The sequence below is a fragment of the Kitasatospora sp. NPDC001095 genome (assembly GCF_053598615.1).
Genome location: NZ_JBSFKQ010000064.1, coordinates 22,836 through 39,654 on the forward strand (window position 1 = coordinate 22,836; position 16,819 = coordinate 39,654).

General features: G+C 71.7%; 13 protein-coding genes. All 13 read left to right on the top strand.

Features of this window, described 5'->3' with window-relative positions; translation table 11 throughout:
* Positions 1-23 precede the first annotated feature (23 nt).
* Positions 24-1,649, top strand: coding sequence for an L-glutamate gamma-semialdehyde dehydrogenase (pruA, locus tag ACWDBB_RS32780; RefSeq protein WP_449793055.1), 1,626 nt, complete (start codon positions 24-26; stop codon positions 1,647-1,649).
* Between the two features lie 285 nt (positions 1,650-1,934).
* Complete coding sequence (locus tag ACWDBB_RS32785) at positions 1,935-6,881, top strand: NAD-glutamate dehydrogenase (RefSeq protein ID WP_449793044.1); 4,947 nt, start codon at positions 1,935-1,937, stop codon at positions 6,879-6,881.
* Positions 6,882-7,323: 442 nt separating this feature from the next.
* Positions 7,324-8,592: an ATP-binding protein gene (locus ACWDBB_RS32790; RefSeq protein WP_449793045.1), complete on the top strand. Its 1,269-nt coding sequence runs from the start codon at positions 7,324-7,326 to the stop codon at positions 8,590-8,592.
* Positions 8,589-8,990, top strand: a complete 402-nt coding sequence (locus ACWDBB_RS32795; RefSeq protein WP_392880879.1) for a roadblock/LC7 domain-containing protein — start codon at positions 8,589-8,591, stop codon at positions 8,988-8,990. The genes ACWDBB_RS32790 and ACWDBB_RS32795 overlap by 4 nt, the downstream gene beginning before the upstream one ends.
* Positions 8,987-9,361, top strand: coding sequence for a DUF742 domain-containing protein (locus tag ACWDBB_RS32800; protein WP_449793046.1), 375 nt, complete (start codon positions 8,987-8,989; stop codon positions 9,359-9,361). Before ACWDBB_RS32795 ends, ACWDBB_RS32800 begins: the two co-directional genes overlap by 4 nt.
* Entirely contained in the window at positions 9,336-9,926 is a 591-nt protein-coding gene (locus ACWDBB_RS32805) for a GTP-binding protein (protein WP_402407016.1), read from the top strand. The genes ACWDBB_RS32800 and ACWDBB_RS32805 overlap by 26 nt, the downstream gene beginning before the upstream one ends.
* A 70-nt stretch (positions 9,927-9,996) precedes the next feature.
* Entirely contained in the window at positions 9,997-11,382 is a 1,386-nt protein-coding gene (locus ACWDBB_RS32810; RefSeq protein ID WP_449793047.1) for a cytochrome P450, read from the top strand.
* Positions 11,383-11,620: 238 nt separating this feature from the next.
* Positions 11,621-12,892, top strand: a complete 1,272-nt coding sequence (locus tag ACWDBB_RS32815) for a cytochrome P450 (protein WP_449793056.1) — start codon at positions 11,621-11,623, stop codon at positions 12,890-12,892.
* Positions 12,889-13,830, top strand: coding sequence for an enoyl-CoA hydratase/isomerase family protein (locus ACWDBB_RS32820; RefSeq protein WP_449793048.1), 942 nt, complete (start codon positions 12,889-12,891; stop codon positions 13,828-13,830). The genes ACWDBB_RS32815 and ACWDBB_RS32820 overlap by 4 nt, the downstream gene beginning before the upstream one ends.
* Positions 13,831-14,009: 179 nt before the next feature.
* Positions 14,010-14,762, top strand: a complete 753-nt coding sequence (locus ACWDBB_RS32825) for a hypothetical protein (RefSeq protein WP_449793049.1) — start codon at positions 14,010-14,012, stop codon at positions 14,760-14,762.
* Positions 14,763-14,834: 72 nt separating this feature from the next.
* On the top strand, positions 14,835-15,467 hold the full coding sequence (locus ACWDBB_RS32830) for an RNA polymerase sigma factor (RefSeq protein WP_449793050.1): 633 nt from the start codon (positions 14,835-14,837) through the stop codon (positions 15,465-15,467).
* The gene (locus ACWDBB_RS32835) at positions 15,464-16,390 is read left to right on the top strand and encodes a CU044_5270 family protein (protein WP_449793051.1); all 927 of its coding nucleotides are present in this window, start codon (positions 15,464-15,466) and stop codon (positions 16,388-16,390) included. Before ACWDBB_RS32830 ends, ACWDBB_RS32835 begins: the two co-directional genes overlap by 4 nt.
* Before the next feature lie 94 nt (positions 16,391-16,484).
* Complete coding sequence (locus ACWDBB_RS32840; RefSeq protein WP_449793052.1) at positions 16,485-16,715, top strand: hypothetical protein; 231 nt, start codon at positions 16,485-16,487, stop codon at positions 16,713-16,715.
* Positions 16,716-16,819 lie beyond the last annotated feature (104 nt).

Sequence of the window (16,819 nt, forward strand, 5' to 3'; positions counted from 1 at the left end):
GCCAGGACGGAGCCGCCATGCCCATCGACGCAGTCACCGAGGTGCCGGTCCCGGTCAACGAGCCGGTGCGGGCGTACGCGCCCGGCAGCCCGGAGCGGGACCGGCTGGTGCGACGGCTGGACGAGCTGGCCGCCGAGCAGGTCCCGCTGCCGATGACCATCAACGGTGAGCAGCGCTTCGGCGGCGGCGAGCGGATCGACGTCGTCCAGCCGCACCACCACGCCGCCAAGCTGGGCGTGCTCGGCAACGCCACCCGGGAGGACGCCCGGGCGGCGGTGGACGCGGCGCTGGCCGCCGGGCGGCAGTGGCGCTCGCTCTCCTTCGACGACCGCGCGGCGGTCTTCCTGCGCGCCGCCGACCTGCTGGCCGGCCCCTGGCGGGAGACGCTCAACGCGGCCACCATGCTCGGCCAGTCCAAGACCGCGCAGCAGGCCGAGATCGACTCCGCCTGCGAGCTGATCGACTTCTGGCGGTTCAACGTCCACTTCGCCCGGCAGATCCTGGCCGACCAGCCGATCTCCTCACCCGGAGTGTGGAACCGCACCGACCACCGCCCGCTGGAAGGTTTCGTCTACGCGATCACCCCGTTCAACTTCACCGCGATCGCCGGCAACCTGCCCACCGCCCCCGCGCTGCTGGGCAACACCGTGGTCTGGAAGCCCGCGCCGACCCAGACCCTGGCCGCGTACCACCTGATGCGGCTGCTGGAGGCGGCCGGGCTGCCGCCCGGGGTGATCAACATGGTGACCGGCGACGGCCTCCAGGTCTCCCCGGTCGCGCTGGCCGACCCGGCGTTCGCCGGACTGCACTTCACCGGTTCCACGGCCACCTTCCGGTCGCTGTGGCAGACCATCGGCGCCAACATCGGCGGTTACCGCGCCTACCCGAGGATCGTCGGCGAGACCGGTGGCAAGGACTTCCTGCTGGCCCACCGCTCGGCCGACCCGGAGGTCCTCAGGACCGCGCTGATCCGCGGCGCCTTCGAGTACCAGGGCCAGAAGTGCTCGGCGCTCTCCCGCGCCTACCTGCCGCGCAGCCTCTGGCAGAGGATCAAGGACGACTTCCTGGCGGAGGTGGACGCGCTCGCGGTGGGCGACGTGACCGACCTGTCCAACTTCATGGGCGCCCTGATCGACCGCCGCGCCTTCGAGAAGAACCGGGACGCCATCGACCGGGCGAAGGCCGATCCGACGATCGAACTGGCGGCCGGCGGGCAGTACGACGACGCGATCGGCTGGTTCGTCCGGCCGACCGTGCTGGTCTCCTCCGACCACCGCGGCGAGATCTTCCGGACCGAGTACTTCGGCCCGATCCTCGCCGTCCACGTCTACGAGGACTCCCGCTGGGACGACGTGCTCCGCCGGGTCGACGCCGGCGCCCCGTACGGGCTGACCGGCTCGGTGATCGCGCAGGATCGTTACGCCATCGCCCAGGCCGTCGAGGAGCTGCGCTTCACCGCGGGGAACTTCTACATCAACGACAAGCCCACCGGGGCCGTCGTCGGCCAGCAGCCCTTCGGCGGCGGCCGGGCCTCCGGCACCAACGACAAGGCGGGCGCCGCGCAGAACCTGCTGCGCTGGACCTCGGCGAGGTCGATCAAGGAGACCTTCGTCCCCCCCACCCACCACGGCCACCCCCACATGGGCTGAGAGTGAACATCAGGCTCCGGTTTGGACATGCTGTCCAGGACGGACGCGACTTCCTGTGGGTTTGCGCCTACCTGTCCCTGTCCACCTTCGATTGATCCGGTTAGGCTGGCTGGCGTCGTCGGGTGGCTTGCAAGGCGAATGAGTCGTCCTACCCGCTGGGCGGGCGTTTCATGCGTGCCATGAGCCCCTTTCAGTCGGATGGTGCGGCAGGATTGCGGTGACCCGTCGGTGTACATCCACACACCACCGAGTCACGCAACGGCGCGCGACAGGAGCCAAGAAGTCATGCAGACCAAGCTGGACGCAGCCAAGGCCGAACTGCTCAAGAAGGCAGCCGCAGCCGCTGAGAACAGCCAGGTGGGGGGAGCGGCGCCGGGGGAGGGTCTGAGCAACGGCGCTCTGACCGCGTACCTGCACCACTACTACCTCCACACCGCGCCGGAGGACCTGGTCGACCGCGACACGGTCGACGTGTACGGCGCGGCCGCCTCCCACTACCGCCTGGGCCTCAAGCGCCCGCAGGGCACCGCCGAGGTGCGGGTGCACACCCCCTCGGTCGAGGAGAACGGCTGGTCCTGCGGCCACACCGTGGTCGAGGTCGTCACCGACGACATGCCCTTCCTGGTCGACTCCGTCACCAACGAGCTGTCCCGCCAGGACCGCGCGATCCACATCGTGATCCACCCCCAGCTGGTCGTCCGCCGTGACATCACCGGCAAGCTGCTGGAGATCCTGGACGTCGACGCGTGCTCCCGCAGCCAGGCCGCCGGCACCGAGTGGCCCGCCGACGCGACCGTCGAGTCGTGGATGCACATCGAGATCGACCGCGAGACCGACCGCGAGGACCTGCGCTCCATCGAGGCCGACCTGCGCCGCGTGCTCGGCGACGTCCGCGAGGTCGTCGAGGACTGGGGCAAGATGCGCGAGAGCGCCCTGCGCCTGGCCGACGAGCTGGCCGAGGAGCCCCCGGCCGGCCTGCCCGAGCAGGAGGTCGGCGAGGCCTGGGAGCTGATGCGCTGGCTCGCCGACGACCACTTCACCTTCCTCGGCTACCGCGAGTACGACCTGGTCGAGCACGAGGGCGAGGAGGTCCTCAAGGCCGTCGCCGGGACCGGCCTCGGCATCCTGCGCTCCGACCCGCACAGCCACGACGACGCCCACCACGCGGTCAGCGAGGCCTTCGGCCGGCTCTCCGCGCCGGTGCGCGCCAAGGCCCACGAGAAGAAGCTGCTCGTCCTGACCAAGGCCAACAGCCGTGCCACCGTGCACCGCCCGGCCTACCTGGACTACGTCGGCGTGAAGAAGTTCAACGCCGCCGGCGAGCCGATCGGCGAGCGCCGCTTCCTCGGCCTGTTCTCCTCCGCCGCCTACACCGAGTCGGTCACCCGCATCCCGGTCGTGCGCCGCAAGGTCCAGGCGGTCCTGGAGGACTCCGGCTTCTCCAGCGAGAGCCACGACGGCCGTGACCTGCTCCAGATCATGGAGACCTTCCCGCGGGACGAGATCTTCCAGACCCCGGCCTCCGAGCTGCTCTCCATCGCGACGAGCGTGCTCTACCTCCAGGAGCGCCGCAAGCTGCGGCTCTTCCTGCGCCAGGACGAGTACGGGCGCTACTTCTCGGCCTTCATCTACCTGCCGCGCGACCGCTACACCACGCGTATCCGGCTGCTGATCACCGACATCCTCAAGGAGGAGCTGAACGGCGCCACCATCGACTACACGGTGTACGCCACCGAGTCGGTGCTGACCCGCCTGCACTTCGTGGTCCGGGTCGCTCCGGGCACCGAGCTGCCGCAGCTCACCGAGACGGACATCGAGCGGATCGAGAACCGCCTGGCCGAGGCCGCCCGGTTCTGGATGGACGGCTTCCACGACCAGCTGCACATCGAGCTGGGCGAGGAGAAGGCCGCCGAGATCGGCCACAAGTACGCCAACGCCTTCCCCGACGGCTACCGCGCCGACTTCCCGCCGCGGACCGCCGTCGCCGACATCAAGCAGATCGAGTCGCTGCACGGCGAGGGCGACTTCCGCCTGAACCTGTACCAGCCGGTCGGCGCCGGCGACGACGAGCGCCGCTTCAAGATCTACCGGGTCGGCGGCCCGATCTCGCTCACCGAGGTCCTGCCGGTGCTCCAGCGCCTGGGCGTCGAGGTGCTGGACGAGCACCCGTACGCGCTGCGCCGCTCCGACGGCACCACCGCGTGGGTCTACGACTTCGGCCTGAAGCTGCGCGAGGCCACCGAGCTCACCGACGAGGCCCGCGAGCGCTTCCAGGAGACCTTCGCCGCCACCTGGACCGGCAAGGCCGAGAACGACGGCTTCAACGAGCTGGTGCTGACCGCCGGGTTGACCTGGCGCCAGGCGATGATGCTGCGCGCGTACGCCAAGTACCTGCGCCAGGCGGGCTCCACGTTCTCCCAGGACTACATGGAGGACGCGCTCCGCAACAACACCCACACCACCCGCCTGCTGGTCAACCTGTTCGAGGCCCGGCTGAGCCCGAGCCACCGTTCGGGTGCCCTGGAGCTGACCGAGGGCATCCTGGAGGAGCTGTCCGGCGCCCTCGACGAGGTCGTCTCGCTGGACGAGGACCGCATCCTGCGCTCCTTCCTGCACCTCATCAAGGCCACCCTGCGGACCAACTTCTTCCAGCGCGCCGCCTCCGGCGAGCGGCACTCCTACGTGTCGATGAAGTTCGACCCGAAGGCCATCCCGGACCTGCCGGCCCCGCGCCCGGCGTTCGAGATCTGGGTCTACTCGCCCCAGGTCGAGGGCGTCCACCTGCGCTTCGGCAAGGTCGCCCGTGGTGGTCTGCGCTGGTCCGACCGGCGCGAGGACTTCCGCACCGAGATCCTGGGCCTGGTCAAGGCGCAGATGGTCAAGAACACCGTCATCGTCCCGGTCGGCGCCAAGGGCGGCTTCGTCGCCAAGCAGCTGCCGGACCCGTCGGTCGACCGCGACGCCTGGCTGGCCGAGGGCGTCTCCTCGTACAAGACCTTCATCTCGGCACTGCTCGACATCACCGACAACCTGGTCGGCGGCGAGGTCGTGCACCCGGCCGACGTGGTCCGCCACGACGAGGACGACACCTACCTGGTCGTCGCCGCCGACAAGGGCACCGCGACCTTCTCGGACATCGCCAACGGCGTCGCCGAGTCCTACGGCTTCTGGCTGGGCGACGCGTTCGCCTCCGGCGGCTCGGCCGGCTACGACCACAAGGGCATGGGCATCACCGCCCGCGGCGCCTGGGAGTCGGTCAAGCGCAACTTCCGCGAGCTCGGCGTCGACACCCAGTCCGAGGACTTCACCGTCATCGGCATCGGCGACATGTCCGGCGACGTCTTCGGCAACGGCATGCTGCTCAGCGAGCACATCCGCCTGGTCGCCGCCTTCGACCACCGCCACATCTTCCTCGACCCGAACCCGGACGCGGCCGTCTCGTACGCCGAGCGCCGTCGCCTGTTCGACCTGCCGCGCAGCTCCTGGGACGACTACGACAAGTCGCTGATCTCGGCCGGCGGCGGGGTGTACCCCCGCACCGCGAAGTCGATCCAGCTGACCCCGCAGGTCCGTGCGGCCCTGGGCGTCGAGGCGACCAAGCTGACCCCGGCCGAGCTGATGCGGGCGGTGCTCCAGGCCCCGGTCGACCTGTTCTGGAACGGCGGCATCGGCACCTACGTCAAGGCCTCCACCGAGACCAACGCCGAGGTCGGCGACAAGTCCAACGACGCCATCCGGGTCAACGGCGAGCAGGTCCGGGCCCGGGTCATCGGCGAGGGCGGCAACCTCGGCTGCACCCAGCTCGGCCGCATCGAGTACGCGGCCACCGGCGGTCCCGAGGGCACCGGCGGCTGGATCGACACCGACGCGATCGACAACTCCGCCGGTGTGGACACCTCGGACCACGAGGTCAACATCAAGATCCTGCTCAACCAGGTCGTCGCCGAGGGCGACATGACGGTCAAGCAGCGCAACGCCCTGCTGGCCGAGATGACCGACGAGGTCGGCCACCTGGTGCTGCGCAACAACTACGCGCAGAACGTGGTGCTGGCCAACGCCGTCTCCCAGGCGCACAGCATGGTCAACGTGCACGCCCGGATGATCAACCGCTTCGAGTCGGCTGGCCAGCTGGACCGCGCGCTGGAGTTCCTGCCCACCGAGCGCCAGATCCGTGAGCGCCAGCAGAACGGCCGCGGCCTCTCGCAGCCCGAGATGTCCGTCCTGCTCGCCTACACCAAGATCATCCTGGCCGAGGAGCTGCTCGCCACCGAGCTGCCGGACGACCCGTTCTTCCGCGCCTCGCTGCACGAGTACTTCCCGAGCGCGCTGCGGGCGAGGTTCGCCGACGCGATCGACAACCACGCGCTGCGCCGCGAGATCATCACCACGCTGATCGTCAACGACACGATCAACCGCGGTGGCTGCACCTTCGCCTTCCGCCTGAAGGAGGAGACCGGCGCGACCTACGAGGAGATCGCCCGGACGCACACCGCCGCGCGGGCCGTCTTCGACCTGGAGCAGATCTGGGCCGAGATCGAGGACCTGGACAACAAGGTCCCGGCCCGGATCCAGACCAAGATGCGGCTGCACTCGCGGCGCCTGGTCGAGCGCGCCACCCGGTGGATGCTCAACAACCGCCGCCAGCCGCTCGACATCGCCGGCACCATCGAGTTCTTCCACGACCGGGTCAACCAGGTCTGGGCCTCGCTGCCCAAGCCGCTGCGCGGTGAGGACCTGGCCTGGTTCGAGTCGGTGTACGACGAGCTCGCCGCGGCCGGGGTGCCGGAGGAGCTGGCCACCCGGATCGCCGGCCTCTCCTCGGTCTTCCCGACCCTGGACATCGCCGAGGTCGCGGACCGCTCCGGCAAGGACGTCGCCGAGGTCACCGACCTCTACTACGACCTGGGCGACCGGCTGCAGATCTCGCACCTGCTCGACCGCATCATCGAGCTGCCCCGCACCGACCGCTGGTCGTCGATGGCCCGGGCCGCGATCCGCGAGGACCTCTTCGCGGCGCACGCGGCGCTGACCGCCGACATCCTGGCCTGCGGCGCCGAGGGCGCCACCCCGGAGGAGCGCTACAACGCCTGGGCCGACCTCAATGCGACCCTGCTGAACCGCGCCCGGACCACCCTCGACGACATAAGGGGTTCGGACAACTACGAGCTGTCCAGCCTCTCGGTCGCGATGCGCGTCATCCGCACCCTGCTGCGCACCGGTTCGATGCGCTGACGAACGGCTGCACCGAAGGGGCCCGCGTCCACGGACGCGGGCCCCTTCGGCATGTGCGGCCCCGGAGGACGGGCGCGGCCGGAAAGGCCAGAACCGGCCGCCGGATTCCGCAGGGTGACGAACGAATCACTCTGCGCGTGAACCGGGGTGTGCGGGAGACGTGTCCCTGTGGTTAACGCGGCATCACAAACTCCACCAATTGGCAGCAGAGCTCTCAGTGGATAGTGGAATTTCGCCCCAACTGCCCTTTTTGACGTCTGTTCTGACATGGCATGAGTTGCAGTAGGCTGACTCCGCGATAGGCGTTGCCGCAGGTCTCGTGCCGGACCGCACTTCGATGTGACGTGACATCAGGTGCCTTTCGGGGAGGTTCCGGCCGCCAGTCCCATTCGCGCTTCGGGGCCCGGACCGGCTCCACGCGATGCCACCTGAAGAGAGTTTCATGACGTCATTTGTGCAGGAACCCTTTTTCTGGGTCTTCATCGTGGTGATGCTCGCAGCCGTCGGAGCGGCCCTCCAGGCACGCAGGACGAACATCGCCCTGCGACGGCAGAACGCCTCCCTGGAGGAGGCGAGCGCCGCGGCCCAGCGGCAGCGCGACGAATTCGCCGTGCTGCACGACCGCCTGCAGGGCCAGCACGCGTCCGAGCTGTCGGCCGTCCGCCGGGACGCCGAGGAGGACACCAAGGCCGTCCTCAAGGCGGCGATGCGGACGCTGCAGGGCCTGGCCGACGAGCAGCAGGTCGTCATCGACAAGGTGCAGCGGAAGTACGGCGACAGCCCGCAGATCCTCGCCGACCTGATGACGATCGACCACACCAACAGCCAGTTCGGCCGGCGCGCCCAGGGCATCGCGGTGCTCTGCGGCGGCTGGCTCGGCCGCCGCGAGAGCGTCGCCTCGGTCTACGACGTGGTCCGCAGCGCCCAGGGCCGGATCCGGCACTTCGACCGGGTGCGGATCCACTCCCGGGTCAGCGTCTCGCTCGCCAGCAAGGTCGTCGAGCCGGTCGCCGTCGTGCTGTCCGAGCTGCTCGCCAACGCGACCAACTACTCCGCCCCGGACACCCCGGTGGAGGTCAGCGTCCAGGCCGTCCCCACCGGCGTCTGCCTGATCATCGACGACGCCGGCCTCGGCATGGGCCAGGAGGAGAAGGACCGCGCCTCGCTGCTCCTGAACCCGGGCGCGCCGATCAGCCTCACCAGTCTGGGCAACCCCCCGAAGTTCGGCTTCGCCGTCTCCGGCATGCTGGCCGCCCGCTACGGCTTCCGCGTCTCCGTCGACTCGGTCTCCCCGTACGGCGGCGTGCGGGCCGTGGTGCTGCTGCCGGCCGAGCTGCTCAGCAGCGAGGTCGCGGCCCCGCCCTTCGCCGAGCACACCGACTACCAGGCCGCGCCGGTGGAGCAGCCCGCGCAGGCCTGGGCGCAGGCCCCCGGTCAGCGGCTCGTGTCGCTGTCCGAGCCGACGGCTCCGCTGGCCCCGGTGCCGGCGCCGCACGCGGCGGCGGCCGGGCCGGAGACCACCGCGGACGGCCTGCTGCCCCGGCGCCGCCGCCAGCGCCCGGTGTCGGTCGTCCCCACCCCGCAGGACCCGGGCAGGCCGGAGGAGCTGCGGAGCACCGGCCGGCACACGCCGTCCCGCCTCGGCGCGTTCCAGCGCGGCACGCTGTCCGGGCGTAACACCATGACCACGGAAGGAACCGAGATCCAGTGAGCCGTGATCTTTCCTGGGTGCTCAACGACGTACTCCAGGTACCCGGCGCCCGGCACGCCATCCTCGTCTCCGCCGACGGCCTCCTGCTCGAGCGCTCCAGCGAGATCGGCCGTGACGAGGCGGAGACCAACGCCGCCGCGATGAGCTCGATGCAGTCGCTTAGCCGCGCGGTCGCCCCGTTCGTCGGCGGTGGCGGCGGGGTCTGGCGCCAGACCCTGCTGGAGTACGACCACGGCTGGATCTTCCTGATCGCGGCCGGCAGCGGCGCGTACCTGGCCGCCTCCACCGCCCCGGACGTCGACATGGAGGCGATGTCCTTCCGGATGCAGCAGCAGGTGGGCGCACTCGGACGGGCGATGTCGGCGGCACCGCGCCAGAGCACGTACAGCGGCTCATGACGGTCGGCGGCGAGGAACAGAGGGTCACGGGCGGGTTCATCCGCTCCTACGTCATCACCGGCGGGCGCGAGTTACCGAACGCGGACGACCTGTCTCTGATCACCCTGGTCACCGTCGGGCCCGGGCAGGACCTCCCCGGCCTGCCGAGCCCGGAGACCCGGGCGATCTGGGAGCTGTGCTCCGGCGGCTACCTCTCGGTGGCCGAGGTCGCGGCCCGGCTGGAGCTGCCGGTCGGGGTCGTGAGGCTGTTGCTGACGGACCTGATCCGTGAGGGACGGCTGCTGCGCCGGTCGGCCCCGCCCCCGGCCCAGGCCCCGGACCCGAGACTTCTAGAGAAGGTACTGCATGGACTTCAACGCCGGTTCGCCTGAGGACATCTACGTCCCCGGCGCGGTGACGACCGCTGTCAAGATCCTGGTCGTCGGGCACTTCGCGGTCGGCAAGACGACGCTCATCGGGGCCCTGTCGGAGATCGCGCCGCTGAGCACCGAGGAGAGCATGACCCAGGCGTCCGTCAGCGTCGACGACCTCCGCGGCGCACCGGACAAGAAGACCACGACCGTCGCCCTGGACTTCGGCCGGCTGACGCTCGGCGACGACCTCGTGCTGTACCTGTTCGGCACGCCGGGGCAGCAGCGGTTCATGCAGCTCTGGGAGGACATGGCGCGGGGGGCGCTGGGAGCGCTGCTGCTGGCCGACCCGACCCGCCTCGCGGACACCTTCCCCGTCATCGACCTGATCGAGCAGTACGGCCTGGAGTACGCGGTGGCCGTCAACAGCTTCGACCGGCAGAGCGAGTACACCGAGGACCAGCTGCGCGAGGCGCTCGACCTGCTGCCGCACACCCCGGTGGTGTTCTGCGACGCGCGGGACCAGCGCTCCTCGGCCAACGCGCTGCTGACGCTCGTCCGGCACCTGCTCGACCGGGCCTCCTGACCTCCCCCACGCCTCCCCCTCCCCCCTCCCGGGTCCGCACCCGCCCGGGGCCACCTCCAAGGAACGACCCATGGAATCTCTGCAGCGACCCGTCCCGCAGTCGCCTCCGCCGGGCTGCCCGATGCACGCCGGCGTGAGCACGCCGCTCTACGGGGAGATGTTCTCGGCCGACCCCGGCGCGGTCTACGACCGGCTGCGCGCCAACGGTCCGGCCGCGCCGGTGGAGTTGGCGCCGGGGGTGGACGCCACCCTGGTCACCTCGCACGAGGCCGCGCTGCGGGTGCTGCAGAACCCGGGGATGTTCGCCCGGGACTCGCGGCGCTGGGCGGCGCTGAACGAGGGCCGGGTGCCGATGGACAGCCCCGTCCTGCCGATGATGTTCTACCGGCCCAACTGCCTCTTCACGGACGGCGCCGAGCACCTGCGGCTGCGCAAGGCCGTCACCGAGAGCCTGGAGCGGCTCAACGACAGCCGGCTCAACCGGCACGTCGAGCGGATCGCCGGCTACCTGATCGACCAGTTCAGTCCGCTGGGCCGGGCCGACCTGCTCAACGACTACGCCAAGCTGCTGCCGCTGCTGCTGTTCAACCAGCTGTTCGGCTGCCCGGCCGACATCGGCGACCGGCTGACCCGCAGCATGTCCGCGCTCTTCGACGGCCTCGACGTCATCCAGGCCAACGAGGAGCTGAACTCCTGCCTGATGGACCTGGTCGCGCTGAAGCGCCGCCAGCCCGGCGACGACATCACCTCCTGGCTCATCCAGCACCCGGCCGGCCTGCGGGACGAGGAGCTCAAGGACCAGCTGGTCATGCTGATGGGCGCCGGCGTCGAGCCCGAGCGCAACCTGATAGGCAACGCGCTGCTCCTGCTGCTGTCCGGCGAGGGCGGCTCCGGGCTGCGCATCGAGGACGCCCTCGACGACGTGCTGTGGAACAACCCGCCGATCGCCAACTACGCGACGCACTACCCGATGCAGGACCTCAACCTGGGCGGCGTCCCGATGGACGCCGGCAGCCCGGTGGTGATCAGCTTCGCCGCCGCCAACAGCGACCCGGCGCTGACCGACGCGCGGCTGACCCTCAGCAAGGGGGCCCACCTGGCCTGGGGTGCGGGACCGCACGCCTGCCCGGCCAAGTCCCCGGCCCAGCTGATCGCCCTGAGCGCCATCGAGTGCCTGCTCAACGCGCTCCCGGACGTCACGCTCGCGGTGCCGGCGGAGGACGTGGAGTGGCGCCCGGGCCCGTTCCAGCGCGGCCTGGTCTCGCTCCCGGTGCGGTTCAGCCCGGTGGCCGCCCGCACCGTGGGGACGGCCCCGGCCGCGGACGCCGTCCCGGCCCCGGCGCCGGTCGGCCTTGAGCAGGCGCAGGCGTACCCGCAGGCCGGGCCCGTCACGCCGGCCAGGGCTCCGCAGAAGAAGGGCTGGTGGAGCTCCTTCCTGGACGTCTTCCGGCTCTGAGACGTCCCTGGGGTTCGGTGAGGGGTTCCGGCACCGCGGCCAGGGGTTCCGGCGCGCCCGCGCGGGGCCCCGGCCCGTCTCGCCGCCGGAAGTCGTCCGGTCACCGCGGGGTGAACGGCGTGTGGCGACGGTGCGGTACGTGACAGGGGCAACACGGATCGACGCTTGAGCGCGCTGTTGCTGGGTAGTACGCCGCCGTACTGCCCGCCCGCGTGTTGAAGGAGCCCGTGTGACCGCCATGTTGGAAGCCCGCCCCGCGGAGTGGGAGCGTGCTGACGGAAGGGCCGACCGACGCGCCGCCGTCCCGCTGCTGCGCAGGCTGCGGTCGGCCGAGGGGCTCGCCGACCCGAGCCCGGTCTACGACGAGCTGCGGGCGCTCGGTGACCTCGTCCCTGCGCCCTGGGGCGGCTACCTGGTCACCGGCTACGAGGCGTGCGACCAGGTCCTGCGCGGCAGGACCTGGCTCGTCCCCGACTTCGCCTGGCAGGAGCGGCAGACCGGGACGGAGCGCTGGGAGGCCGTCGCCACCCGGGAGATGAGCCGGACGCTCTCCCGGCTGAACGCCCCCGAGCACACCCGGCAGCGGCGCAGCCTCGGCAGCCTCTTCGACCGGAACACCCTGCGGGCCATGGCGGCGGACATCGAGGACGACGCGGCCGGGCTGCTCGACCGCCTGGCCGAGCGAATACGGACCGACGGCGAGGCGGACTTCGCCTCCGTGGTCAGCGAGCAGCTGCCGATCGGCACCATCGGGCGCTGGCTGGACATCGCGCCGGCGGACTACCCGCACATCCTGACGATGACCCACAACCAGGTGCACGCCCAGGAACTGCTGCCCACCAAGAGCCAGCTGGCGATCTCCGAGCAGGCCACCATGGAGCTGCGCGAGTACTTCACCCGGCTCGTCCGGGAGCGCCGAGAGAAGGACGGCGACGACGTGATCGCCGGCTGGATCCGCACCTGGGACGCGCTGGAGTCCGACCGTGAGGCCACCGACCGGATGGTCTACCAGCTCACCATGTTCGTCACCATCGCCTCGCTGGAGACCACGGCGACGCTGCTCTCCTCGCTGGTGTGGCAGCTGCTGCGGACGCCCGGCCGGTGGGAGTGGCTGCGGGCGAACCCGGAGCACATCGACGAGGTGATCGACGAGGCGCTGCGCTACGACCCGCCGATCCGCGTCAACAGCCGCGTCGCGGGCGAGGACACCGAACTGGCCGGAGTGTTCCTCCCCAAGGACACCATGGTCCACGTGATGTACGGCGCGGCCAACCGCGATCCGCGCCGCAACCCGGACCCGCACACCTTCGACCCGCTGCGCCGGGGCACCCACCTCACCTTCGGCGGCGGCGCCCACTACTGCCTCGGCGCGGGCCTGGCCCGGCTGGAGGCGCGGGCCCTGCTCGGGCAGCTGCTGGAGCGCTTCCCGACGCTGCGGGCGGTGAGCCCGCCCGAGCACGCGCCCCGGATGGTGTTCCACCGGGTGACGTCCCTGAGAGTCGCCGCGTGAACGTCTCCCCGCAGGCCCCCCGGTGCCCCTCGTACGCGATGCAGCCCTCGTACGTCCCGCAGCCTCCGGCGGCGACCGCCTGGTACGCCGGGCCCGACCCGGCCCCCGAGCCCTTCGTCGCGCCCGAGCCCGTCGTCGCTTCTGTGGCCGCGCCCGAGCCGGCGCCACCGGCCCGTACGGTCCGTTCCGAGCTCCGGGGCGCGGTGCTCCACGTCGAGCTGGACAGCCCGGAGACGGGCAACGCCGTCACCTCGGCCATGCTGGACGAGCTCCTCGCCGTCCTCGCCGCACCCGACCCGGCCGTGCAGGTGATCGTGCTGTCCGCGGCCGGCCGGGACTTCTGCCTCGGCGGCGACCGCGACGAGCTCTTCGCCGGCCTGGACGAGGACCCGACCGGCGGCCGGATACGCAGCTACGGGGACCGGGCCCGCCGGGTCTGCGAGGCCCTCACCAACAGCCCCGCCGTCACCGTCGCCCGGGTGCAGGGCCGGGCGACCGGCGCCGGCTTCGCCCTCGCGCTCGCCTGCGACCTGCGGGTCGGCGCCGACAACGCCGTCTTCCGGCTGCCCGAGCTGGCCCTGGGACTTCCCGTCGCCTGGGGCGGGCTGCTGCCCCGCCTGCTGCACGAGGTCGGCGCGGCCCGGGTCCGCGAGATCATCCTCACCGGCCGCCCGGTCGGCGCGGTGGAGGCGCGGGAGCTCGCCATCCTGCAGCGCGTCGTCGCCGAGCCGGAGCTGGACGAGGCGGTGGCCGAGTGGGCCCGTCCCGTCACGCGCCGCCCCGAGGCCGCCCTGCGGGTCACCAAGACGCTGCTCGCCTCGCACGCCTCGGCCACCCGGATGGCCGACGCCTCGGTCCTGGACTCCGAGCTGATGGCCTCGGTCATCGCCGCCGCCCACTACACCCGCAGTCTCGGCGCCCGGCCTCCGGTCGGCTGACCGGTCGTCGGACGGAAGGGAGGGCGGGCCCGCGTCACCGGCGCGGGCCCGCCCTCCCTCCCTTTCGGTAACCCACTGTGAATTCTTCCCGGATGTTCGCTACTGTGTGCGAGCAACGAAGGGGAGGGATCGTGGTGGGGAAGACGCGCAACACCCGTGCTGCGATAGCGGTTCTGACGATGGCTCTGGTCGCAGCCGGGGTGGCGGCCTGCGAGGGCGACAAGGGCGGCGCCGCGGCGGCGGGCACACCGCCGCAGCCGTTCGGCGCCGGCGGCTACCGGGGACTGCAGCTGTCGATGACCAAGGAGGAGGCGCTCGCCTCCGGGGCCCTGGAGAGCGCGCCGGTCTCCGTGCTCAACGGCTGCACCGACTACGCGTACAAGGGCGGCCCGGCTCCGGACCAGGCCCGGATGGCGACCGAGGCGGACGTCCACGCGAAGGCCGACAAGGCGCTGGCCAGGATCGACGAGATCAGGGCGAAGCGGAAGACGATTCCGCCGCTGGCGCCGGGGGCCTCGCTGAAGGAGATGCAGGAGCACGGCGCCCGCCTCCAGGAGCAGCTCCGGCAGGACGCCGCCGACCAGGCGGAGATCACCGCGCTCGACAAGGACCTGGACCTCGTCGGGCCCGCCCGCAAGGCCCGGGACGAGGCGTTCCGGGCCACCGGCCGGGTCAACTTCGGCACCAAGGGCCTGCGTCAGCTGGTCGCCCCCGCGGAGGCGAGGACGGCCGAGGGCGTCGGCGCCGGCTCGACGGAGGAGCAGCTCAAGCAGGCCTACGCGGGCAAGGACCTCAAGCCGGCCGAGGGCGGCACCTACGAACTCCCGGCCGAGAGCGGCAACGGCGGCCCGGACTGGTTCTACGAGTTCACCGTGGCCGAGGGCAAGGTCGTCGCCCTCGCCCTGGTCAAGCACGGCACCTACTGCTCCTGAGAGCCGGCCGGGGTTCCCGGCCGGTTCGGCGGCCCGTCGGGAACCGGGCGGGGCCTGCGGACAGGTGGGGGTGTGGAACTGTCACAGCGGGCGCGATTGAGGAGCGGGGACCAGTGGGCCTTCGGGGAGCTGTTCGATGAGACGGCGGACGACCTGTACCGGTACGCGGCGCGGGTGGTGGGGGACCGGGCGGCGGCGGAGGACGTCGTCCAGCTGACGTTCCTCGAAGCGTGGCGGCTGCGCGGCAAGCTGCGGGAGGACGACGGGCCGGTGCGGCCCTGGCTGTTCGGGATAGCCGCCCACGTGCTGCGCAACACGACCCGGGCCGCCCGGCGGCACCGGGCGGCGCTGGCGCGGATGCCCGACCGGGGCGTCCTGCCCGACTTCGCGGAGGAGTTGGCCGGACGGCTCGACGACGACGCCCGGCTCGCCGCCGTCCGGCGGGCGCTGGGCGGGCTGCGGACGGCCGAGCGCGAGGCGTTCGGCCTCTGCGTCCTGGCGGGCCTGGACTACGCGAGCGCGGCCGAGGCACTCGGGGTGCCGATCGGCACGGTGCGCTCCCGGCTCTCGCGCGCCCGTACCAAGCTGCGCGCGCTGACGGCCGAGGAGCTCCGGGGCGGGCGGGAACTCCCGCCGGGCACCGGACAGGTACGGGGTGGCCGCAGCGGAGCGGCCGGGTCGACGACTCCTGGGAGTACCCGATGAACCCGATGAACGAGGACGAACTGCTGCCGACGCCCACGGGGCCGGGGCTCTCCGCCGACCGCCGGCGGCAGCTGCGGGGGCACCTGATGAGCGAGTTCGCGCGCGGGTCGGTGACCACCCCCCGGCCGATCCGGCTCGGCTGGGTGGCCCTGCCCGCCCTGGCGGGCGGCCTGGCGCTGGGCCTGGTGCTGGTCGGCGTTCCGGCGGAGCGTGGCGCGGACCCCAGCCGACCGGTGGCGGCGGTCGTCCTGGACCGCGCGGCGAAGGCCGCCGAACAGCAGCCCGCCCCGGCCGCACGCGGGGACCAGTTCGTCTACGTGAAGAGCCTGGACGAGTGGGCGAGGTCGGCGGGCGAGGCGCCGCGGACCCGGGAGCTCTGGAGGTCCGTCGACGGCAGCAGGCGGGACCTGCTGCTCCTGGACAGGCACCTGCCGAACCCCGGGGGAAGCGACGAGCACGGGGAAGCCGAACCCGCGCCGTTCACCGGGATCGGCAGCTACGCCTACGTCGCCGCCCTGCCGACCGACCCGGACGCGCTGCTGGACAGGATCCACGTGGACACCGCGGGCCACGGGCCCGGCCCCGACGAGGAGGCGTTCAGGACCGTCGGCGACCTCCTGCGCGAGCAGATCGCCCCACCGGCCGTCAGCGCCGCGCTCTACCGGGCGGCCGCGAAGATCCCCGGCGTCACGGTGATCGACTCGGTTACCGACGCGGCCGGCCGCCCCGGCATCGCGGTCGCGCGCCTGGACGGCGGCGGGAAGGCCGAGGTTCAGTGGATCTTCGACCGCGCCGACTACACCTTCCTCGGCGAGCGCACCGTCGCCGTCACCGACGGCGCGACCTTCAAGAAGGGCGACATCACCGGCCAGATGGCCGTCCTCGCCCGCGCGGTCGTCGACCAGGCCGGCACCCGCCCGTAGCCCCAGTGGCCTCCGTGGTGGCCGGCCGCTTTTGCGTCTCGGGCTGCTCGGGGCGGCGCCATCGTCGGCATGAGTGACCAGTGGAGGAGTTCGGATGGCTACCGCACCCGACTACAGCGACCTCTTCGAGATCATTGAGCACCTGGAGTCCGACCAGGTCGAGGAACTGCGTCGCCATGCGCTGCGCCTGGTCAAGGGCACTGCCGATCAGGACGAGACCGAGTACCTGATGCGGTCGCCGGAGAACTCTCGCCGACTTCTTGCGTCCAGGCAATCCGTCGCCGAGGGCCGGGTCGAGTACCGCGATCTGGTGGACCCCGAGTGAACTGAGTGCTGCTTGGCGGTGGTTTCGGCGGCGACCAGGGCGAGGCCGAGGCCGAGGGTTCTGCCCGAAGGGAGGGTGGGCGAGGCCGTTGATCTGTGCACGGC